Origin of the sequence: Chryseobacterium jejuense (assembly GCF_900100075.1) — a bacterium.
GTDB classification, from domain to species: Bacteria; Bacteroidota; Bacteroidia; order Flavobacteriales; family Weeksellaceae; genus Chryseobacterium; species Chryseobacterium jejuense.
The window spans coordinates 505534-528572 of record NZ_FNEG01000004.1; the positions used below are offsets into that span (position 1 = coordinate 505534).

Annotated in this window: 22 protein-coding genes; 18 read left to right on the top strand and 4 right to left on the bottom strand. The window is 34.7% G+C overall.

The window, feature by feature from the left end:
- Window positions 1-115: 115 nt before the first annotated feature.
- The 5 genes from rlmB to BLS98_RS14600 all read left to right on the top strand — a co-directional run bounded on the left by rlmB (window position 116) and on the right by BLS98_RS14600 (window position 6267).
- Entirely contained in the window at window positions 116-859 is a 744-nt protein-coding gene (gene rlmB / locus BLS98_RS14580) for a 23S rRNA (guanosine(2251)-2'-O)-methyltransferase RlmB (protein WP_089737224.1), read from the top strand.
- Between the two features lie 33 nt (window positions 860-892).
- Window positions 893-1942 (top strand): DUF6263 family protein, encoded by a 1050-nt coding sequence (locus BLS98_RS14585; RefSeq protein WP_089737225.1) that lies wholly within the window; start codon window positions 893-895, stop codon window positions 1940-1942.
- 108 nt (window positions 1943-2050) lie between these two features.
- Window positions 2051-2281 (top strand): hypothetical protein, encoded by a 231-nt coding sequence (locus BLS98_RS14590; protein WP_089737226.1) that lies wholly within the window; start codon window positions 2051-2053, stop codon window positions 2279-2281.
- Between the two features lie 30 nt (window positions 2282-2311).
- The gene (locus BLS98_RS14595) at window positions 2312-4852 is read left to right on the top strand and encodes a YfhO family protein (protein ID WP_089737227.1); all 2541 of its coding nucleotides are present in this window, start codon (window positions 2312-2314) and stop codon (window positions 4850-4852) included.
- Between the two features lie 122 nt (window positions 4853-4974).
- A complete protein-coding gene (locus BLS98_RS14600) occupies window positions 4975-6267 on the top strand; it encodes a glycosyltransferase family protein (RefSeq protein ID WP_089737228.1) in 1293 nt (430 codons plus the stop codon).
- 125 nt (window positions 6268-6392) lie between these two features.
- Here BLS98_RS14600 and BLS98_RS14605 read toward each other — a convergent pair whose 3' ends face one another.
- On the bottom strand, window positions 6393-7037 hold the full coding sequence (locus BLS98_RS14605; RefSeq protein ID WP_089737229.1) for a hypothetical protein: 645 nt from the start codon (window positions 7035-7037) through the stop codon (window positions 6393-6395).
- A 222-nt stretch (window positions 7038-7259) separates the two neighbouring features.
- On the opposite strand from BLS98_RS14605, the gene BLS98_RS14610 reads away from it, so the two are divergent.
- The 5 genes from BLS98_RS14610 to BLS98_RS14630 all read left to right on the top strand — a co-directional run bounded on the left by BLS98_RS14610 (window position 7260) and on the right by BLS98_RS14630 (window position 10860).
- Window positions 7260-8240 (top strand): YpdA family putative bacillithiol disulfide reductase, encoded by a 981-nt coding sequence (locus tag BLS98_RS14610; RefSeq protein WP_089737230.1) that lies wholly within the window; start codon window positions 7260-7262, stop codon window positions 8238-8240.
- Window positions 8241-8321: 81 nt separating this feature from the next.
- The gene (locus BLS98_RS14615) at window positions 8322-9269 is read left to right on the top strand and encodes a hypothetical protein (RefSeq protein WP_139166128.1); all 948 of its coding nucleotides are present in this window, start codon (window positions 8322-8324) and stop codon (window positions 9267-9269) included.
- A 3-nt stretch (window positions 9270-9272) separates the two neighbouring features.
- The gene (locus tag BLS98_RS14620; RefSeq protein ID WP_089737232.1) at window positions 9273-9560 is read left to right on the top strand and encodes a hypothetical protein; all 288 of its coding nucleotides are present in this window, start codon (window positions 9273-9275) and stop codon (window positions 9558-9560) included.
- 21 nt (window positions 9561-9581) lie between these two features.
- Window positions 9582-10298: a hypothetical protein gene (locus BLS98_RS14625; RefSeq protein ID WP_089737233.1), complete on the top strand. Its 717-nt coding sequence runs from the start codon at window positions 9582-9584 to the stop codon at window positions 10296-10298.
- A gap of 43 nt (window positions 10299-10341) precedes the next feature.
- A complete protein-coding gene (locus tag BLS98_RS14630) occupies window positions 10342-10860 on the top strand; it encodes a hypothetical protein (RefSeq protein ID WP_089737234.1) in 519 nt (172 codons plus the stop codon).
- 104 nt (window positions 10861-10964) lie between these two features.
- Here the strand turns inward: BLS98_RS14630 and BLS98_RS14635 are convergent, their stop codons facing one another.
- Window positions 10965-12146, bottom strand: a complete 1182-nt coding sequence (locus BLS98_RS14635) for an MFS transporter (RefSeq protein ID WP_089737235.1) — start codon at window positions 12144-12146, stop codon at window positions 10965-10967.
- A gap of 305 nt (window positions 12147-12451) precedes the next feature.
- Between BLS98_RS14635 and BLS98_RS14640 the strand changes: the two genes are divergently transcribed.
- Together BLS98_RS14640 and BLS98_RS14645 are read left to right on the top strand one after the other, a co-directional pair.
- Window positions 12452-13330: a helix-turn-helix domain-containing protein gene (locus BLS98_RS14640; RefSeq protein ID WP_089737236.1), complete on the top strand. Its 879-nt coding sequence runs from the start codon at window positions 12452-12454 to the stop codon at window positions 13328-13330.
- 89 nt (window positions 13331-13419) lie between these two features.
- Window positions 13420-15360 (top strand): oleate hydratase, encoded by a 1941-nt coding sequence (locus tag BLS98_RS14645; RefSeq protein ID WP_089737237.1) that lies wholly within the window; start codon window positions 13420-13422, stop codon window positions 15358-15360.
- A 322-nt stretch (window positions 15361-15682) separates the two neighbouring features.
- Here the strand turns inward: BLS98_RS14645 and BLS98_RS14650 are convergent, their stop codons facing one another.
- Window positions 15683-17353 (bottom strand): glutamine--tRNA ligase/YqeY domain fusion protein, encoded by a 1671-nt coding sequence (locus BLS98_RS14650; RefSeq protein ID WP_089737238.1) that lies wholly within the window; start codon window positions 17351-17353, stop codon window positions 15683-15685.
- Between the two features lie 155 nt (window positions 17354-17508).
- On the opposite strand from BLS98_RS14650, the gene BLS98_RS14655 reads away from it, so the two are divergent.
- From BLS98_RS14655 to BLS98_RS23375, 5 genes are all read left to right on the top strand, one after another.
- Window positions 17509-18639, top strand: coding sequence for an alpha/beta hydrolase (locus BLS98_RS14655; protein WP_089737239.1), 1131 nt, complete (start codon window positions 17509-17511; stop codon window positions 18637-18639).
- A gap of 833 nt (window positions 18640-19472) precedes the next feature.
- On the top strand, window positions 19473-20300 hold the full coding sequence (locus BLS98_RS14665) for a phosphatase PAP2 family protein (RefSeq protein WP_089737241.1): 828 nt from the start codon (window positions 19473-19475) through the stop codon (window positions 20298-20300).
- The gene (eptA, locus tag BLS98_RS14670; protein WP_089737242.1) at window positions 20287-21807 is read left to right on the top strand and encodes a phosphoethanolamine--lipid A transferase EptA; all 1521 of its coding nucleotides are present in this window, start codon (window positions 20287-20289) and stop codon (window positions 21805-21807) included. The genes BLS98_RS14665 and eptA overlap by 14 nt, the downstream gene beginning before the upstream one ends.
- Window positions 21808-22018: 211 nt before the next feature.
- Entirely contained in the window at window positions 22019-22183 is a 165-nt protein-coding gene (locus tag BLS98_RS23370; protein WP_167356235.1) for a hypothetical protein, read from the top strand.
- Between the two features lie 158 nt (window positions 22184-22341).
- Window positions 22342-22512, top strand: coding sequence for a bacteriocin-like protein (locus BLS98_RS23375; protein ID WP_167356236.1), 171 nt, complete (start codon window positions 22342-22344; stop codon window positions 22510-22512).
- Between the two features lie 91 nt (window positions 22513-22603).
- On the opposite strand, the gene BLS98_RS23380 is transcribed toward BLS98_RS23375, so the two are convergent.
- Complete coding sequence (locus BLS98_RS23380) at window positions 22604-22744, bottom strand: hypothetical protein (protein WP_167356237.1); 141 nt, start codon at window positions 22742-22744, stop codon at window positions 22604-22606.
- 39 nt (window positions 22745-22783) lie between these two features.
- Between BLS98_RS23380 and BLS98_RS23090 the strand changes: the two genes are divergently transcribed.
- The gene (locus tag BLS98_RS23090) at window positions 22784-22936 is read left to right on the top strand and encodes a bacteriocin-like protein (protein WP_111994773.1); all 153 of its coding nucleotides are present in this window, start codon (window positions 22784-22786) and stop codon (window positions 22934-22936) included.
- The last annotated feature ends 103 nt before the right edge of the window (window positions 22937-23039 follow it).

The following is a 23039-nucleotide window of genomic DNA, read 5'->3' on the forward strand; positions in this document are numbered from 1 at the left end:
TATAAAATATTTAAATACAACAGATTTAAAGGGAACAAAGTACAAACCTTAAACTCAAAACATTGAACTTTAAACATTAAACTTTGAACCTTAATATAAAATTTTATACAAATCAATGAAAGACGATTTTATTTTCGGGCTGCGTCCCGTTATTGAAGCAATTGAAGCGGGAAAAACGATTGACAAGATCTTTGTGCAGAATGCACTTCAGGGTCCTATTTATGCTGAACTAAAAGCGATTTTAGCGAAAAACAAAATCCGTCCCAATTATGTTCCGATTGAAAAACTGAACCGTTTTACAAGAAAAAACCATCAGGGTGTGGTTGCTTTTATTTCGGATGTTCCGTTTTATAAAGTGGAGGATCTTATTCCACAATTATTTGAGGAAGGTAAAACGCCTTTCCTATTAATTCTGGACAGGCTTACAGATGTAAGAAACTTTGGTGCTATCTGCAGAACGGCAGAATGTGTAGGGGTAGATGCCGTTATTATTCCTGAAAAAGGAGCAGCTCCTATCAATTCTGACGCTATTAAAACTTCTGCAGGAGGTATTTATAATATTAAAATCTGTAAGGAAAACAATCTTGCTCATGCGGTAGATTTCCTTCAACAGAGTGGAATTACAGTATTTTCAGCATCTGAAAAAGCTCAAAAACTTATCTATGATGTAGATTTCACAGAACCATGCGCTATTGTTATGGGAAATGAGGAAACAGGTATTTCTAAAGAAGTATTGCATCATTCTGACGAAAAAATAAAACTTCCTATTGAAGGAAAAACTCAATCTCTGAATGTTTCCGTAGCATGTGGAGCGATCCTTTATGAAGCTGTGAGACAGAAGAGTTTGAAAATAAATTAATTCGATAACACACAACACTTAAAAAAATTAAAAATGAAAAACATAGCAGCAATAGCGCTATTATCATCTATAGCTCTAGTATCTTGTAAAAAAGAAACGGCAAAAATCACAAAAGTAGACCCTAAAACAGGAAAAACAGTAACGGTAGAAGTTCCTGCTGATTCTGTTGCAACGGTGGCAGAAAATCCTGCTATCAGAGACTCTGCTGGAATCGTTACTCAGACTTTCAAACTTGAAAAAGGGAAAACATATCCTCTTACTACTTACCAGAGAGATGTAAAAACAATGACGGATCCTCAAGGAAAATCCATCACAGCAACTGCAGAATCTACAGATGAAATGAACTTCACTGTAAATGATATCAAAGGAAACGTTTACGAAATGACGCTTAACCTGGTTTCTAAAAGAAGTTCTCAATCTGCACAGGGTAAAACAGTAGTGGTAGATACTAAACAGGCTCTTCCGAAAGAAGATGACCTTAAAATGATCTGGAATATCAACAAAGCGCTTACCAGCAATAAGCTTGATATGAAGATGGATACCAAAGGAAATGTAATTTCTATTACAGGTTTTGATGCTGTTTATGCCAAAGTAACAACAGCTCTTACCTCATTAATTAAGGATGCTAATGAAAGAGCGAGCGTTGTAGCAAGCCTTAAGCAGTCTTTTAATGAGAAAGTATTGAAAGACCAGTTCAGTAAGAACCTTTCCATCATTCCTAAAAAAGGAGTGAAAATAGGTGAAAAATGGACAACTTCTGAAAATGCAGACCCAAGCGGAGCCATCAAGGTAACTTCAAACTATGTTTTAAAGAGTCTTGGAAACGGAACTGCTGAAATTGCTGTAAGCGGAGGAATTCCTAAGAAAACTGAAAAGAAAGCTCAGGGACCTATCACACACAGCATGAGCAGCGAACTTGCTCAGAACGGAACCATCAAATTTGACGAAAGTACAGGATGGATTACCAATCAAAACATCAACGTAAAAACGACGCAGATAGAAACTATTTCAGACGGAAAACAATCTCAATCTATGAAAAGTGTTTCCAATTCTTCTGTAATGGTAAACCCTACTGCAAAGTAAATAAGTTTGGGGGTTTGAGAGTTTTAGAATTTGAGTGCTTTATTGTAACCGATAAAGCACTATCAACAAACAACTTTTAACTTTTTTAGATCTTAAATATAATTTATTATGAAGTACATTCTTGAGTTAGTACTGTCCGCCATTATTATTTTCTTTGTCTGGAATATTCTGAAAAGAATTTTTTTTAAGACATTTTACAGCTACAGGTTCAATAACCAACAGCAAAATAATTCAAAGCAAGATATCAATGACTCGAATAAGAATAACAATAAGAACCTTAAATGGGATGCGGAAACCGTAGATTATGAAGAGGTAAAAGAGAGTAATGGTAAAAGGTAAAAATCCAAGAAATAAAAGATAATAACCAGCATGGCAAAAAATAAAAACTTAATTTATATTGCAGTTTCATTAGTAGTATTTATAGTTTTAGCATTTTTATATTCCACTCCTGTATTTTCAGGAAAACAGCTTTTCCAGCATGATATTGTGCAATACAGAGGAGGAGCAAAAGAACTTTTAGACTATAGAGCTAACACAGGAAATGAAACGTATTGGAGTGACTCCATGTTCGGGGGAATGCCGACTTATCAGATGGGTAGCCAGTTTAAAGGGGACATCATCAAGAAAATCGACAGTAACCTGAATTTCCTGCCTAGACCGGTCAATTATCTCTTCCTGCTTTTTGCAGGTTTTTTCCTTTTGGGAATGGTAGTGGTCAGAAACTGGAAGTATGCCTTACTGGGCGCAACATTCTTTGGACTTTCCACTTATTTCTACATTATTATTGCAGCGGGACACAATGGAAAAGTAAATACTATTGAATATTTCGCACCACTTTTAGCCGGGATTTTACTGGTTTATATCAGAAAACAATACATCTGGGGATTCATTGTCACGACCCTATTTATGGGGCTACAGATTGCAGCAAACCACCCGCAGATGACCTATTATCTGTTTTTAGCTCTAGGATTTTTATTCCTTTCTGAATTAATCAGAGCAATCCAGAAAAAAACTCCGATGAAGCACTTCCTGATTTCTTCAGGAATCATCGCAGCATCGTGTATTATTGGGGTTGGAATGAATTCTCAAAGAATCATGGCCAATTCTGAATATGTAAAAGAAACCGTTCGTGGAAAGCAGATCTTAACCAATGACAGCCATACTTCAGGAAAATCCGGAATGGATAAAGAAAGTATGCTGATGTGGAGCTACGGGCAACTGGAAACACTAAACCTTTTCATTCCGAGATTAATGGGTGGCGGAAGCCAGGAACCTGAAGCTAAGGAAATGATGAATAAGGTACAGGAGCTTGTTCAGGAAAATGTGGGTTCACAAGCTGAAATGGATAGAATTTCAAAAGGGTTCAGCGGAATGACCTATTGGGGAGACCAGCCGGGAACCTCAGGACCTGCTTATCAGGGAGCCATTGTATGTTTCCTTGCCTTGTTAGGATTCTTTTTTGCATCGAAAAAATACCGTTATTGGATCTTAGGAGCTTCTATTCTAACCATCTTATTGGCGTGGGGAAGTAACTTTATGCCGTTATCTGATTTCTTTATTGATTACGTTCCGTTTTACAATAAGTTCAGAGCACCGTCTTCTATCCTTGTGGTAGTAGAATTATTATTCCCACTCATTGCTATTATAGGATTATACAGATTCTTCACAGATGAAAAACTGACTGAAGAATACAAACAAAAAGTCCTTATGTATGTAAGTGGCGGAACATTAGGCTTATTATTAATTCTTTTAATCTTCGGTAAATCATTACTAGGATTTTCTACAGCAGGTGAGAAGACCTATTTCCCACCTTTCCTGTTGGATTATTTAGTAGATGAAAGGTATAAACTGTTCAAAGCAGATGCTTTAAAGGCATTTATGTATGTAGCTATTGCTGCTGCTGCCCTATTCTTGAGCTTAAAGAAAAAACTTAATCCTAACATTGCTTTGGTAGTGATTGGTTTAGTAAGTTTATTTGATCTGTGGACAGTGAACAAACGTTATTTAAATGACGAAAACTATGTAGACAAAATCTTTGCTGAAAATCCTTTCCAGACAGAAAGCTCAGATTTATTAACTGAAAAGGTACAGGGAAATCCTAATCTTGAGTCTATTTTATCTAATGTAAACATTAACAAGACCTTAGAAACGATCGCTGAGAAAGATAAAGCTCACTATAGAATTTACAACCAAACTCTAGGCGTTACCAGTGAAACGAATACTTCTTACTTTAAAGCATCCATTGGTGGATACCATGCTGTAAAATTGAGAAGATATGATGATGTGCTGAATGAGTATATCAACAATACCGACACTGTAAAAACACCAAGAATATTAAACTTACTGAATGCAAAATACATGGTTTTCGGAGGTCCGGATCAGCCTCAGGTTGTTCCCAATCCTAAAGCAAACGGAAATGCATGGTTCGTAAGTGATCTTAAATTTGTAGATACTCCTAACGAAGAAATTAAATCTATCGGGGAAATCGACAATAAAAAAACAGCTGTGATTGCATCTTCTGACAAGGCTTATTTTAGTAATAAACCCGTTCAGGCAGATTCTACAGCGTTTATCAATTTAACAACGTACCAACCTAACGAATTAGAATTTAAATCTCAGTCGAAGACCCCTCAATTGGCCGTTTTCTCTGAAGTATATTATCCTCACGGATGGAAAGTTCTTATTGATGAAAAAGAGGTTCCTTACATTAAAGCAGATTATTTACTTCGTGCAGTACATGTTCCTGCAGGAAGTCACCACATCAGAATGGTATTTGAGCCGGAAGTGATTGAAAAAGGAAAATGGATCTCTTTGTTAAGCTTCGGTTTATTTATTGCTCTGGCAGCCTTTGGAATGTTCTGGATGAATAAGAATAAGAAAAAAGAAACTTTAATTGAACCAACTGCCTAACATTGCTTTGTGTCATTTCATGAAGAGATAGAATGAGGTTCTTCACTACGCTTCTGAACTCTGTTCGCAGACCTTCAGTCTGTGTTCAGAATGACAAATGAATAATAGACGATTCATAAAAAATGGAACAAAAGAAAATATTGATTATCACCTATTACTGGCCTCCTGCGGGAGGTCCTGGTGTTCAAAGATGGTTGAAGTTCGCCAAATATCTACCTGATTTTGGCTGGAAACCGGTAATTTATACCCCGGAAAATCCAAGTTATCCATTGATGGATGAAACCTTAATGAAGGATGTTCCTGAAAACATTGAAATCGTAAGAACAAAAATATGGGAGCCTTATCAACTGGCTGAAAAGCTTAACAAAAGCAACAAAAAATTCAAGGCCGGGCAATTTGATGTAGGAAAAAACCAAAGCTGGAAATCGAAACTCTCAATATGGGTAAGAGGCAATTTTTTCATTCCTGATGCCAGAGTTTTTTGGGTAAAACCATCTATTCAGTTTCTGGAAAAATATGTACAGGAAAATAAGATTGACACCATCGTAACCTCAGGCCCACCCCACTCTCTTCACCTGATTGGATTAGGCTTAAAGGATAAATTACCAAATTTAAAATGGATTGCAGATTTCCGTGATCCGTGGACAGAGATTTCCTATTATAAACATCTGAAACTTACCAAAAGTTCAGACAAAAAGCATCGCCAGCTGGAAAGTGCCGTCTTCAAAAATGCTGATATTACACTGGCAACAAGTTATACGGATGCTGATCATTTCAGAAAAGCTGGAGCTAACGCCGTTTGTATCACCAATGGTTTTGATGAAAGTGATTCCCATGAGAAAGCAGCAGAACAAAAAGAGACCAATACATCTTTTGTGTTAAGCTATATCGGAGTACTGGAACAGCTTAGAAACCCTGAGAATCTTTGGAAAGCCCTGGATGAGCTGGTAAAAGAAAATACAGAATTTGCAAAGCATTTCAGCTTAAAGTTTGTAGGAAGAATTGATGATAAAATCCTTCATACTATTGAAAACTCAAGTCTTAAAAATCATATTTTGAATCTTGGATATCTATCTCATGGCAAAGCTGTTGAGGAAATGCAGACTTCAGAAATGTTGCTGATCACCAATTTCCCTAATGAATCTTCAAAAGGAATTATTCCCGGAAAGATATTTGAATATCTGGCATCCGGAAAACAGATTCTTTCCTTCGGGCCGGATCAGGCTGATGTTTCTAAAATACTGGAAGAAACCCACGCCGGCAAACATTTCAGCTATAACGATTCTGAAACCGTAAAAAGATTTATCCTTGAAAAATTTGAGCTTTGGAAAAACGGAAATCTCTCTGAAAACACTCAACATATTGAACAATTTTCAAGAAAAAACTTAACAAGGCAACTTGTTGATATTTTATAAATAAAGGAAGTTAGAAGCTGGAAGAAAGAAGTTATGAAATGGGGAAAAACAATTATCATTTTCAAAATATAATTGAAAACCGCAGGTATTTTTTATAACTAAAGCTTCTTCCAGCTTCCCTCTTCTTATATAGTCCATTGGTCATTCACTACAGCGATCAGGTAGTATTTTCCCTGGAATTCCTCAAATACAAAGCGGACCGTTTTCCAATCCATCTCCCCATTCTTTTCAGTTCCTTTAATATAGTTTTCTGTAAAATCTTTCTTAGGATAAATTTTTTCAAGGTTATTCAATGAATTTCCACCCCCAATAAATTTATTCAGTGAATATTGGGAAGTCGTAAAGTCACCGGAAAACACCCACTTTCCGAGATAATCATTAATTGTTGCTTTATAGGGATCTCCGGAACCATCCTTTGCTCCCCATGTAAATAATGTTTTTGTGGGCTGATATTTTTCAAATTCCTCTTTGGTAAAATGCTTGTCTCCTTTAGGATCTACAAATGCATACATGGAAAAACTAATTCCCTTTTCAGGATGAATATGTGATGCAAATGTTTTGTAATCCTTAGCTTTTAAAGCCTTCAAAACCTCATCATTAGTCATTTTAATATCACCTTCTTTCTTCACTTTCTCCTTAGCAATTGCAGCACTGTCCAGTGGTTTTACACGTATAACAGTATCAATTTCGCTAGGAACAGGCTTTCCTGCTTCTTTCTTACAGGCAACCACCAGACTCAGCATAAGGATTGAAACGAATAGTTTTTTCATATCTTTTAGTTTTGCAATAACTAGAAAAACACCAAAACTGATGCCAATGCGGGATACGAAATATGAGGCACACAAGGTTATAATAAATTCAAATCTAAAAGTATTAGTTTCCAACTTCCCTTCTCAGACCATTCCGTCTCTCATCTATCCGTCTATTATCTAAATATCTATTATCTCCTCCCCAATGAATACTTTTTCCCAATTACATCGTACCTTTGGAATATGGAAATTTTGGATATTCTCATTATAGGAGCAGGCCCTATCGGCATCAACTGTGCTATTGAAGCCCAGAAAAACAACTTGAATTATTTAATCATAGAAAAAGGAACCATTGTTAATTCATTGTACCATTATCCTTTGTATATGAGGTTCTTTTCAACAGCTGAAAAACTGGAGATTGATGGAACTCCTTTTATTTCCACTGCTCCCAAACCTGGAAGACAGGATGCATTGGAATATTATCAGGGAATTGCCCGACAAAAGGACCTGAATATCCATCTCTACGAAAAGGTGCTCAAAGTATCCAAAGTACTTGATGTATTTGATATTGAAACCACAAAAGGCAAGTATAAGGCTAAAAATGTAGTGATTGCCACTGGGTTTTATGATATTCCGAACCTGATGAATATTCCAGGTGAGGAACTTCCTAAGGTGAAACATTATTATACTGAACCTTATCCGTATGCAAGACAGAAAGTGGTGGTGGTCGGATCCAGCAACTCAGCAGTGGATGCAGCTCTTGAAACCTATAGAAAAGGAGCTGACGTTACCATGATTGTCCGTCATTCCGAAATTTCAAAAAGTGTAAAATATTGGGTAAAACCGGATATTGAAAACCGGATTGCAGAAGGAAGTATTAAAGCTCATTTTAATGCAGAGATGGTGGAAGTAAAAGAAAATTCTGTGATTTTTAAGGATGAAAACAACCATATTCATGAGATTGAAAATGATTTTGTTCTGGCCATGACAGGTTACCTTCCTGATTTTGAATTTTTGAAAAATTCAGGCATTGAATTGAATGGTGATTGCCTGAATCCATATTATAACCTTGAAACCATGGAAACAAATGTTCCTCATCTCTATCTTGCAGGAGTTGTTTGTGGGGGAAAAGATACTCACCTGTGGTTTATTGAAAATTCCAGAGTTCATGCCAGTATGATTGTTACCTCCATTCTGTCTAAATATCCTGTAAACCATTCCTAATTTTAATTATTTAATAAAAATTACAGACTCATTATAAAAACCAAGGATACAGATGAAGAGGCAGGTATAAAAACAAAATATATGACTAATAACCGTTTATTTTTGGGATTCTTTTTTCTTCTTTTGTTAGGGAGTTGCAAAGAAGAACACGGGAAAGATAAACATCCGGATATACCCCTTTTCCCAGCCACTTCTAATTCCAATATCGTAGTACAACCGATAGCAAAAGAGATTGATAAAATTTTCTATAATGATTCTACCTTGGTTTATACACACTATGGAGACAGTATAAGTTTTTATTCTGCCCGCACTGGTATGAGTCATCGTATGAAGAGTCCTGTTTTTGTATATGGTGATGGCTTTTTCATTGTAGAAAATAAATACGGAAAATATGAATTGCTTAATGATATTACTTTAGAAAAACAGGAAATAAAAACCATTGACGAATCTGCCAGATATAAAAGAGGAAAAGATAGTTTAAGAAGCACTTATACTCAAAAATCCGATTATGAACTCAATCAGATCAATGATTCTTTATTGATCAATTATTTTTCTGTTACATATAATATCCCGAAGGATAAAATTCCATTTACAAGTGATCTGAAAAAAGGAGATCTCTATGTACACACAGGACAAGATCAATTCATAGTATTGAATGTTCCTGAATCTTTGGATAAATTTTTAAATCCTCTATTACAGTCCACTGCAAAAAAAATACGCCCAAAATTTAAAAGGCATTTCATTCCTTTTGAAGATGGTTCATCAGTCAAAAATATTTTTGAAGGATACGACTATGCCATGATGAGCAAGTTCTGGGTATGGGGCGGCGGCGGAAATCATTATGTTCTTGCTATCCCTCATAAGGTAGAAGCCGGATATTATTATACCAATATATCTATGAATCGGCAGAAGGGGAAATTCAAAATAATGTCAAGCAGCGATCCGGAATTTAATACAATACCTACTACAATCAACAACCAGTTGTATTTTGTAAATAACAGACAACTGTATAAAGTTTTCACAAAATAGAACATGGGTCCAATACATATTATTCCTATTATCATTACAATACTACAGCTGGCCGGAATCAGCCGTGTGTGGTATACTTATTTATATGAAGACGGGCAGATTCCTAAGTCATTCATAGAGTTTAATATCCTGGCCCTATTCAGTATGGTTGTATTGGTGCTTTTCAGATGTAAATATTTTAATCCCGGAAAAAAAACAGGGCTATGGTTCTTGCCCATCAGCATTTCATTTCTCATCATTATTGTATTGATCATTTCTTATATATTGATGGGAATTGATAAATACAAATAAAGCATACCAAGCACAAAAACCATGAAAATTAATCCTATTATTATTTTTAATATATTCATTACCATTTTTCTAATCATTGCAATTATGGTTATTGTTTTGATGGTAAAAAATGAGATGAATTTGTATTATATTTCAGCAGCCTTCATGGTAAGTTTCCTTCTGATTTTTATTTTGTATACGATCAACAAAGGAATTCCCAATTCAAACCAAGAAAAAGAGAGTCATCAATATAAAGCCAAACTATTATATCATCAGGATTACTTTACAATTGTTACCTATACCCAGGATCTCATCATTAACTGGAGGGATATAGAAGCTATTTTCTTTATCAATTCACCCCCTCTTGACGGAGAATATCATACGATGGAATATCGGATTTTTTTAAACAAAAAGCCAGAAACAGTAAGAAAACAACCGCTTAAATGGTATGATAAAATCTTACCTGAGCCTAAACAGGAAAAATTTCCAATGATTAAAATTGATGATCATTACCATATTGATTTTAATACATTTCACCCATCCCTTGAAAAGTTCTTACTTACCGAAAAAATATCATCTGATTTCCTAAACGGCAAATTTGGAAATGAGGTAAAGTATACCCAAAAAGGGAATAAAACTATTGGTATTCCTTACAATAAACAACTCAAGACAACAGGCTTTTACAAAATCTTTGACAAAGGAGCTTATGCCAATAGCGGTAGTTTGAAAGAGTATAGAGAACAGGCAACAGAAATATAACTTGTAACCATCTGAGATAACAGAAAAATTAGAATGTAAGCTCATGAGTACTGATACATTAAGAACAATGGTCTTCAACCGGGAAGGTTTTATTCTCAATATTCCTATATTGGACGAAATTCATTTTTTTGCATGGGATTCTATTGATACGATTCTTTATGGTGCTGAAATCCTATACCATGACCATTCAGAATTTATTATGTATCTGAATCAGCCGCCAATTATCAAATTAAAGGAAAATGCATGGTGGCTCAACAGGCTTACCTTTTGGATAAAAAACAGGAAAAATAAAAAGATTAGAATTTCTGATGAATGGAACAAGGATTTTTCAGACTTTATAGGCAATGCTAAAAAATATCTTCCCCATGTTCAGGACATTGATCTTGACAATGACAAAAGAAAAGGAACCCTTATCAACAGAACAAAAGTCGAAAAAAATAACCGTTCTGTTATCATAGAAAAATGGAAACCGGAAAGAACCACCTCCCTTCAATGGAAAATGGTTTATGACCGATATAGTAGAAGTGTGGAAGATATTTACAACCGGGATAAAGGAATATAACTCATATTCCGCAATCTTTATCCTTAATGATATTCAATACAAAACCCAGTCATCACATGATTCGACTGGGCTTTCTATATTATTTGTCAAAGGATTGGCTTATTTTAAATCATCTCCTCTTCCACTTTCTTTTTATCTTTAAGCATCCATGGAATCACAAAATAAAGAGCAGCTGCAATTCCTGTGGCCAGTACCCCAGTCCCGATCCATAAAGTATTAAATCCTAATTTATCAGCAATCAAGGTTCCTATATAAGGGGTAATGATAAATGCTATGGAAAATGACATCCCGTTCAGCCCCATATAAGCTCCTTTATTATTGGCTCCGGAACGTAAAGCCGTGATAGTTGACATAAAGGGTAAGGTCCAGATTTCCCCGATACAAAGCAGTGTCATAGAAACCAATAAAGTAATTATGCTATAGTCAAAAGCCATCATTGCATAGGAAAAACCACATATAAGTGTTCCTATCAGCATGGTAAACGCAAGACTAAAATACTTTTCAGCCACCTGCACCAGCCCCATTTCCAACAGAACGATCAGGAATCCGCTATATCCAAGAATATATCCGATATTCTGCTGACTTAAATGTGCCGTATCCTTATAAAAAATCGTTAATGTACTGAATAACTGGAAGAAGCACACAGAAAACAGCATACACAATATGCAGTAAACCAAAAATTTACCATCCTGATAAGGTGAGTTTTCTTTTTTAATTTCAATTACTTCTTTTACTTTTTTCGCTTCCTGTTTAGCCAGTTTAGCGCGGCCTTTAAAGAACCAGATATACATTAACCCAGCCAATAAAGCAGCCAAAGCATTGCTGTAAAACAAGAATTCATAGGAAATAGCAGATAGGATTCCTCCCAATGCAGGACCTATGGAAAATCCTAAATTAACGGCCATACGGTTCAGTGAGAAAGCTCTGGTTATATTTTCGGGCTTCGCATACTTTGTAATTGCCACCGAGTTTGCCGGGCGGAATGTTTCACTTACAATACTCTGAGCGAGGATAATTCCTGCTAAACCTACTTCTGTTTCAAATAAAGGAATCATACAGAACAAAGGTACACTGAGCAGCAAACTCAGACTCTGTACTCTATATTCCCCAATCTTATCGGTGATCATTCCACCAAACCATGAACCAATAACCGACCCGATTCCAAAAAAGCTCAGGACAATTCCTGAATTTTCAATGCTAAAATGTAAATGATCTGTCATATAAACTCCCAAAAAAGGAAGTACCATAGAACCAGCTCTGTTGATGAGCATTACCAACGCCAGCATCCAACTCTCCTGCGAGAGTCCTTTGAAAGAACTCGTGTATACGTTTATTAGTTTCACAATAATATTTGGGGGGAAAATTTGAAAGCGCAAAGTTAGCTAAAAATAGCCTCAAACATCTTTATTTTAAGGCTTTTTTATAAATAACATTCATAAAAATAACCAATTAGCTGTATCCTAGTAAAAACGAATATTTTCGATACATAAGACTTGAAAACATTTATAAAATTCGTAAATTGCAGTAACAAAAGGCTTTTTTAGCCTTTTGTATTCAAAAAACACCTAAAAAAATTAACCAACACGTAAGAATGGTAACCTACGAGAACTTACACGATACTCTTTCTTTTTACAGTATTGACTGCCGCCAATCCTACTATATCTCCTCTGGAAAACCCATTTTTGAATTCCCTAAAGCTTCTTTCAGAATGGATTACTATGCGCTCTGCATCTGTACCGCAGGAGAAGTAACTGTTGAAATAGACCGTCATCAGTATAAAGCAGATGCCGACAGTATTCTGGTTGCCGCCCCCTCTACTATTGTAAAATTTCTGAAAACCAGTCAGGATTTCACGATGAAATTATTATTCTTCGACAAAAATTTTCTGATCAAAAATATCTCTAACCCATTTATCATTGAGAAAATGAACCTGTTTTCTAAGGGTTCTTATAGCATTGTAAAAACAACACCTAAAAACTCTTTAACCCTTCAGAATCTGCTGACCTATCTCAAAAAGAAATCCAGAAAACAGGGAAAATTCACAGAAGAAATTGTTCGTACTATTATTTTCAATCTTCTGTTGGAAACTGCAGAAATTATAGAAACGAAACATTCTACAGATTGTGATAAGGATGAAGGTAAAAAAGATCTCTATCTTAAATTCAGTCAGCTGATCCGGGAAAATATCAGACAATACAGAACAGTTCAGTTTTATGCCGATCAGCTTTGTGTTTCTAATAAATATCTTATTGAGATCATTAAAAAAGCCAGTGGAAAGACTCCTCACGAGGTCATTGATGAAGCTCTATTGAAAGAAGCTTATGTTATGCTGGGAAATCCGGACCTTACGATCTCTGAAATAGCTTTTGAGCTTCAATTTAATTCCACGTCTGCCTTTGGCCGTTTCTTCAAAAAACATACTTCTGTTTCGCCTTCTGAGTATAGAATAACGGAAAATATTCAGTCGTAGGAATTTCGGGACACTAATTCTGACATTAGGGATATATATAGCATTTTGAATAGGGGTACCTTTATAATGTTCAATAAAAACAAGATAAAATGAGTACGATCAATTCAAAATTCGACAAAGTTTTAAATACCTCTGACCAGTTTGGAAAAGTAAACCACGAACCGGATTCAAGCAAGGAAGTTCAGATTAACACGCCTGAAAAGACAATGCCTTTTTCAGACCAGATCGGAAACTATCAAAGAAATAAAGGAATCCCTTTACAATCTTACGAAAACAGTAAAATCTATATCGTTGGAAGCGGGATTGCAGGAATGTCTGCAGCCTACTATTTCATCCGTGACGGCCATGTTCCCGGTAAAAATATCATCTTCCTCGATCAATTGAATATCGAAGGGGGCTCTTTAGACGGAGCCGGAAATGCAAAAGATGGGTATATCATCCGTGGCGGACGTGAAATGGATATGACTTACGAAAATCTTTGGGATATATTTCAGGATATTCCTGCCCTGGAATTACCTGCACCTTACAGCGTTCTGGATGAATACCGCCTTATCAATGATAATGATCCAAATTATTCAAAAGCAAGATTAATTCATAATCAGGGAGAGATTCAGGATTTCAGTAAGTTCGGGTTGGAGAAAAAAGATCAGCTGGCTATTGTGAAACTTTTATTGAAGAAAAAAGAGGAACTTGATGATCTCAGCATTGAAGACTATTTCTCAGAATCATTCCTGAACAGCAATTTCTGGTTCTTCTGGCGTTCTATGTTCGCTTTTGAAAACTGGCATAGTTTATTGGAACTGAAGCTGTACATGCACAGATTCCTTCACGCTATTGATGGAATGAAAGACTTTTCATGCCTTGTATTCCCCAAATACAATCAGTATGATACCTTCGTTACTCCGCTAAAAAACTTTTTAGTAGAAAAAGGAGTACAGATTCAGTTTGATACTCTGGTAAAAGATCTTGATGTTCATATCAACACAGAAGGAAAAACAGTAGAAGGGATCATTACTGAACAAAATGGAGAAGAAGTGAGAATACCAATCGGTAAGGATGATTATGTGATTGTAACTACCGGATCTATGACAGAAAGTACTTTCTATGGTGACAATACAACCGTTCCTGAAGTTACTATAGATAACAGCAGCGCCGGACAAAGTGCAGGATGGAAATTATGGAAAAATCTGGCAGCCAAATCTGAAGTCTTCGGGAAACCTGAAAAGTTCTGTAGCCATATTGAAAAGTCTTCATGGGAATCTGCAACGTTAACATGCCGTCCTTCAGCATTTACTGAGAAGTTAAAAGAATTGTGTGTGAATGATCCTTATTCCGGAAAAACAGCTACCGGAGGTATTATCACGATTACAGATTCTAATTGGGTGATGAGCTTTACCTGCAACAGACAGCCGCACTACCCTACTCAACCGGATGACATTCTTGTAGTGTGGGTTTATGCTCTACTGATGGATAAAGAAGGAAATTACATCAAAAAAACAATGCCAGAATGTACCGGGAACGAAATTCTTGCAGAATTATGCCATCATCTTGGAATGACAGACCAACTTGATAACGTTATTGAAAATACAATCGTCCGTACAGCATTTATGCCTTACATCACCTCTATGTTTATGCCTAGAGCTCAGGGAGACCGTCCAAGAGTGGTTCCTGAAGGCTGTACCAATTTAGGATTGGTGGGACAATTCGTTGAAACCAATAATGATGTGGTCTTCACTATGGAAAGCTCTGTAAGAACAGCAAGAATAGCGGTATACAATCTTCTTAACCTCAACAAACAGGTTCCGGATATCAATCCGTTGCAGTATGACATCCGACATTTATTAAAAGCAACTCAGGCATTAAACGACTATAAGCCATTCCTTGGAGAAGGAATTCTAAGAAAAATTCTTAAAAACACTTACTTTGAGCATATATTGGTTGACCGTCCTGAAGAAAAAGAGGAACATGAGTCTTTCTTCATGGAACAAGTTGGTAAATTCCAGGAATGGATTAAAGGCGTGAAAGGTTAAAACTTTAGGCAATTAATATTGGAAAATGCAAAGGCGCAAGAAAGTGCTTTCAAATTATTTTCATATCTCTAATTCTATGTGCCTATGTGGTAAAATAAAAATTAAATTATTTTTTGAACCACATAGACACATAGCTTTTTATATAATGATTTTCAAACCATTAAGTAAATATTAATATTTTAAGGGAATTAAGAAGAGTTTTGCTGTAGGTAACCCTACTTAAAGATATCTTTGATCCTATCTTAATGATTCAAATGATAAGAATAAAAAAACAGGACCTATTTCTAAGTCCTGCTTTTATTTTTATAGATTCCTGAAGTTATTAAGGCTTATAAGAATCTTTTAGGGTTACTGTACGGTTAAATACCAACGCATCATCCGTAGAATCCTGATCTTTTGTAAAGTATCCGATTCTTTGGAACTGAAGTGGTTCTCCAACGGCAACATCTTTCAGGCTTGGTTCAGCAAAACCTTGAATTGTAGCGACAGATTCAGGGTTGATGAAGTTTAAGAAGTCTACATCTTTTTCAGCATCCGGCTGCTCTACCGTAAACAATTGGTTGTAAACTCTTACTTCTACAGGGATTGCATGTTTAGCAGATACCCAGTGAAGTGTTCCTTTTACTTTTCTTAAACTTTCTTCTGTTCCGCTTCCAGACTTGCTCTTCTCATCGTAAGTAGCATAGATGGTAGTGATTTCTCCATTCTCATCTTTCTCTACTCTTTCAGCTTTGATGATATATGCTGATTTTAAACGAACTTCTCCGCCTAATTTCAGTCTGAAGAATTTATTATTAGCTTCTTCTTTGAAGTCTTCACGCTCAATGTATATCTCTCTTGAGAAAGGAATTTCTCTGGTTCCAGCATTTTCCTGTTCAGGATTGTTTTCAGTTTCTACCCATTCTTCTTTATCTTCAGGATAGTTTTCAATCACTAGTTTTACAGGATCTACTACTGCCATCACACGTTTAGCTACCTTATTCAGGTCTTCACGTACACAGAAATCAAGCAACTGAATCTCGATAAGGTTTTCTCTTTTCGCCACTCCTACTTTATCAATAAAGTTTCTGATAGCAGTTGCAGTGAATCCTTTTCTTCTCATTCCTGAAATGGTAGGCATTCTTGGATCATCCCATCCTGTAACTACTCCTTCAGCAACCAATCTTTGCAGCTTTCTTTTGGAAGTAATCATATAGGAAACATTCATCCTTGCAAATTCTCTTTGCTTGTTTTTCACCTTTCCTTCTTCGTAAACCTGGTCTAAATACCAGTTGTACAATGGTCTGTGATTTTCAAACTCCAAAGAACAAAGTGAATGCGAAATCTGCTCAATATAATCAGATTCACCATGAGCCCAGTCGTACATTGGATAAATTTTCCAAGCCGTACCTGTTCTGTGGTGAGGTTTATTCAAAATTCTATACATAACAGGGTCACGCATATTCATGTTTGGTGAAACCATGTCGATTTTTGCACGAAGAGACATTGAACCACTTTCAAATTCTCCGTTTTTCATCCTTGCAAATAAATCTAAAGATTCTTCAACAGGACGGTTTCTGAATGGAGATTCAATTCCTGGTTCTGCAGGATTTTTTCTTTGCTCAGTAATTACATCAGATGGCTGCTCATCTACGTAAGCTTTTCCTTCTTTAATTAATTGTACTGCCCAATCGTAAAGCTGCTGGAAGTAATCGGATGCATACAAAACTTTATCCCATTTGAAACCTAACCATTCAACATCTTTCATGATAGAATCTACGAATTCCTGTTCTTCTTTTTCAGGGTTCGTATCGTCGAAACGAAGGTTTACGGGAGCATTGTATTTTTCACCAAGACCAAAGTTGATGCAGATAGCTTTTGTATGTCCTACATGCAGGTAACCGTTTGGTTCAGGTGGAAAACGGAAACGGATCTGATCTTTGTTCAAACCGTTCGCCAGATCATCTTCAATAATTTGCTCAATAAAATTGAGTGATTTTTTTTCTTCTTCCATTAAAATAGCTTTTGTTTTTATAGCAAAAAAAGTGGTACAAAGTTACGGAAAAATAAGCGTTTTTGAAAATGATAATTTTTAAGTCTTATGTATTGTAATTCAGTATTTTTCATTAATTTAGGAAAAGCTAAAACCATCGTACCAAATTATCGCTTATGGCTGTTTATATCTTAAGCAATCGGAAAATTGTCCGTCATAAAGGTGAAAAAGTAGACTCTTTTTCCAATGACGAATATTCAATTCCTAATTTCAGAATTGCAAAATGTGATTTTGATAATTATAAGGAACCTAGTCCTGCGGCCAAAAAGAAAAAAGATTACACCAACAGAAATATTCTGAATTACAAACTGTTCTCCGAACCTGAAAAGCAAGGTTATGAAGAGGTTTTGGAAGTTCTTTTGAGTGAAAAAGGGATCAAAGAATCATCATTAACAGCCAATAATCTTGGCGGAACCCAACGGCTCTTCTACGAACTCTATAAAAATATGTCTGCTACCAAAGACAGAAGCGACGTATTGATATTCATCCATGGTTATGCTTATGATTTTGATGATGAATTAAAAGCCATGATTGATCTTAAAAAGCTGTTCATTGATAATCCCTCCTCTCCTGTTGAACATATTTTATTTGTGAGCTGGCCTGCTTCCAGCAGCATTGTACCCTTAACTTATTTTGATGATAAAGCGTCCAGTATTAATTCCGGAACATCATTGCTAAGACTGTTTTATTTTTACACCCAGTTTTTAAAAGACATTTTCTCTAATCGTGATCTTGTTCCGTGTAACCAGAGAATTCATATCATGACACATTCTTTGGGAAACAGAGTTCTTCAAAGTATGCTGTACAGTCTTAAAAGGGAAAATATTCTCAGAGTGATTGACCAGGTGATTCTGCTGAATGCTGACGTTTCCTATAAGGTATTTGAAGACTCTGAAGATTCTTTCAATAAACTACCTTTGCTTGCCAACAGAATTTCTATTTATCTGAACAGACAGGATCTGATTCTGGGAATTTCACAGTACACCAAGAATATACTTACGCCTAGATTGGGTAAAAACGGGCCAAGTGACATTACTCCTTATAAAGATATCGTTTCTATCATTGATTGTACTTTCGTGAAAGATGATGTATTGAACAGCTTCAGGTACGAAGTTGGAAATCATTGGGGATATCTTTCCAGTTCACAGGTACAGAGTGATATTTTTCAGAATTTATATGGGATAGATAGGAATCTTATCAGCAATAGAACTAAGGATAACGAAAATATTTTCACAATTATTTCTTAATGATTAATTAAAAAAAACCTATAAAATCACCCCAATGTTAAAGTTACCACAGACCTGACAAATGGCATAATGATTGCCAATTCAAATAACAGAGAATTACAATTTTTTTATCATGAAAAAGATTAAAAAAAGGTTTTCTTATATTTTAACCTATATAAAGAAAGCTATTTTCGTAAAAGATGTGATTTAAATAAAAGCAACAACCCACAAAAAATACATTATCCGACCCTAAAATTACTTTAGCTTCTAAATATTTCCGGACTACCCCTAATAATTCCTCCAAATAACTTGCAGGAATATTTTCACATGACTGGTCATGGATTTTCTGGTTTAACATTTATAATGATGAGTTAATCATATAAATACATTCACAAAAATCATTATAATTATTTATAAAGAAAATAGTATTAATGATGATAATTTTATCAATAAAAACCAAATCAATGATCAATTCACGGGTCAGATATTTTATTATTTTCAAAAAAAATAAAATATTCATAATAAAATACATTGCTATGAAGTTATACAAATAGAGTATTGGAAAAAAACAAAATCTCATCGCTATTTAAAATTTACTGCAATGCGTTTGATAAAGAATTCATTCAAAAGAAGCAATTAGATACTCGGATACAATTAGTTAACAAATACGCAATATAGAATGAGATACTTTTTTGACCATAAAGTTTATTTTTGCCAAAAGTAAATTTAGAGACTGTATTTAACTATTTTATTGAAAATAGGAAACATACTTTCAGAGGGAAACAAACATAATCTTATGCACAACTAGGGATTAAATCAATAGTAATCACTTTTAAATATAAAAATATAGCATTATGAACAAAACGGTTATTAATGTTTACATTCCATCAGGTTTATTTTTATTGTATTTACCATTATTTTTATTAACCTTAATCCTTTTTTTTCTTTATAAAGAGGATGCACTTAATACAGTTGCCTATGTTGGTATTCAAGAAAATTGGTTCTTTTTTCTGAATTCAAAGTTATCCAAATATCCGAATCTTCAATATAACTTAACTCAGTTGGGAGATGCCCTAGTACTTTTGCCATTTTTATCTATTTTCGTAGTATATGTTCCAAAAATCTGGCAGTCTCTATTTTCAGCATCACTTGTATCTGCCTTATTCTGTAATCTTTTTAAAAAATTGTTTATTATACCAAGACCGGCAGCTGTGTTTAACAATGACAGCTTTGTTATTATTGGAAAAACATTAGCTGGACATAACAGTTTACCATCCGGTCACTCCATGACAATTTTTGCAACACTTACTATTTTAATGTTCGGATTTATGCCTCAAAAATTGAAATATCAAACCATTTGGTGTATTTCCCTCATTATAACAGGCCTTATCATAGCTTTTACAAGAGTTGCTGTAGGTGCACACTACCCTCTTGATGTTATTATTGGTAGTATTATTGGATATATTTCAGGACTTTTAGGTATTCTTATCAATCAGAAATATAATATTTGGGAATGGGTCAATAATAAAAAATACTATCCTATTTTTATAGCATTATTCAGCATTGGTATTATTATTCTGATAAACAAGATCATTAATGAAAATTTAATCATCTTTTATTTATCATTGATTACCTTAGTAACATCACTCTATATCATCACCTATTCCTATGTTAAAAAATAATTTGAAATTATTGAATTTTGCGCTCTTAATGAGCTCTTTTAATTTCATATTCTTTCATATTCCCTTTTTTACCTTTGTCTTCAGTAAAGTTGATTACAAAAGTTTGAACGGCGTTGCAATCATCATAAGTTTGATCATTCTCATGTTAGTTGCCAATGCTTTTGTTTTTTATCTTATATTTTTTCTATCCAGAATTGTTGGGAAAATTCTATTGATCCTTACCTTTATCATAAGTTCCATTTCAGTCTATTTTATCAATACCTATAGTGTTATTATTGATGAGAGTATGATTGGTAATATACTCAACACCAATTATGAAGAGTCAAGTAGTTTTTTTTCCATAAAATTAATTTTCTATATTATTTTTCTTGGTATACTTCCCAGTATTTATATTATCAAGGTCAAAATCATTAATGTACCGTTAAAAAAGTTCTTAATTACATCTTCGTTGACTTTGTTATTCATAGTTATTGTAGCATTTGCGAATGCAAGTAATTGGTTGTGGATTGATAAAAATTCAAAGACATTAGGAGGACTTGCTATGCCTTGGTCTTATTCTGTCAATACCTCTCTTTTTTACATTCATGAATACAAAAAAAACGAAAAGGAAATTTTATTACCACCTGCAACCATACAAAACAATGAAAAATCAGTTGTTGTTTTAGTTATCGGAGAATCAGCAAGAAGCCAAAACTTCTCGTTGTATGGATACGGAAAGAACACCAACCCATTGCTTTCCAAAGAACAAAATTTACACAGCTTTAAAGCTACATCTTGCGCAACATACACCACTGCGGGTGTAAAATGTATTTTGGAGCACACCAACACAGATGAGCTGTATGAAATTTTACCAAATTACTTATATAGAAATAATGTAGATGTTATCTGGAGAACAACGAATTGGGGAGAACCACCGGTTCATGTTAAAAATTATCAAACAAAAGAAAGCCTGTTTTCAAATTGTAAAGGTGAAGATTGCAATTATGACGGTGTACTTTTAAGCGGGCTTAAAAAGCAGATCGCAGCAAGTACAAAAAATAAAATACTAGTCATTTTACACACAAGTACAAGCCACGGCCCAACATATAGTAAAAAATATCCATCCCGGTTTGAAACTTTTAAGCCTGTTTGCAATAGCGTTGAATTAGGTAATTGCTCTCAGCAGGAGCTTATCAATGCCTATGATAATACAATTGTTTACACAGATTACCTTTTATATAATGTCATTGAAGATTTAAAACAATTAAAAGATTATAAAAGCACAATGCTTTTTGTTTCGGATCATGGAGAGTCTTTAGGAGAAAAAAATCTATATATGCATGGAATGCCTATCAGTATAGCCCCTAAAGAACAGTATGAAATTCCTTTTATAGTATGGGTATCTGAAGGTTCTAAGCAACTCAAATCTAATAAAACTTTATCTCAGAATCATGTTTTTCATAGTGTTTTAAACTTTCTCGGTATACAAAGCCCGGTTTATAATGAAGAGATGAACATTTTTAAATAATTATTGCATTCAATTCTTTTTCACAATATATTTTAAACAATCATTGTAGTCTGAAAATAGGTAAATGAAAGAAATTTTGCATCCTAAGTCTTATTATCTACATTAAAATAACTCACCATTTAGTTAAATATTCATAAAATATTACATAAAACATTGTGTAATTGAGAGTTGTTTTCGATATTTACTTATCAAACAAATTAAAATATTTACAATGAAAAACCTTAGAAAATTAAACAACGGAGAATTAAAGAGAATTAATGGAGGAAGACCACCTCTTGGATGCAATAGCTGGAATCCAACAACCAGATGCTGTAGAGCTTGGGCAGAAGGCTATTGTGGTGAGACCTGCCCAGATTCACCTCCACCATATTGCTAATCAAATTTAAAATCTTTCTATTTTGAATCAATTCCCTCTTTTTTGAGCTGTAACCGGATTCAAATTTATTTACAAATAAAGCTCCAATGCCTAAACTTTGTGGCATTGGATTTTTTATTCCATTCAAAAATCAAATCTAACTACTAAAAATATCAATCATGAAAAATCTAAGAAAACTTCAGAGAGCACAACTAAAGATGGTGAAAGGAGGAGACATTCCTATTGGCTGTAACACATGGGATAATGGAAAAAGATGTTGTAGAGAGTGGCAAAGTGAATACTGCAACAGTCCTACATGCCCGGATGCCCCACCACCATTTTGCAGTTAATCTTTCCCACCACCCAATGACAATATCAATCAAAACTAAATATCAATCATGAAAAATCTAAAAAAACTAAGAAAAGGCGTGTTAAAAACGATTAAAGGAGGAATAACTCCTCGTGACTGCATGAGCTGGGACGTAAGGTTAAGATGCTGCAGGCAATGGCTTCCAGAGGCTTCAGATAGACCTGTTTGTCCCGATAGTCCATTTTAATTTTAACCATATTGATTCTTTTCATATTCAGAATTAAACAAACCAACTTTTTAAAATATTTATTATGAAAAATCTAAAAAAACTAGAAAAAAAAGAATTAAAAGCCATTAATGGAGGAGATATCATAGAAATTCCAATGGGCTGCGACAGATGGGATTTTAGAGCCAGATGTTGTAAAGAGTGGGATGCTGCGTACTCAGGTAACAGAACCTGTTAATTCATTTCTATATTTTGAATCCGGCTCATGTCTGAGACATGAGCCGGATTCAAAATGATTAATCAATAAAGTTTAAATATCTAAAATGGATTGGATCTTTTAT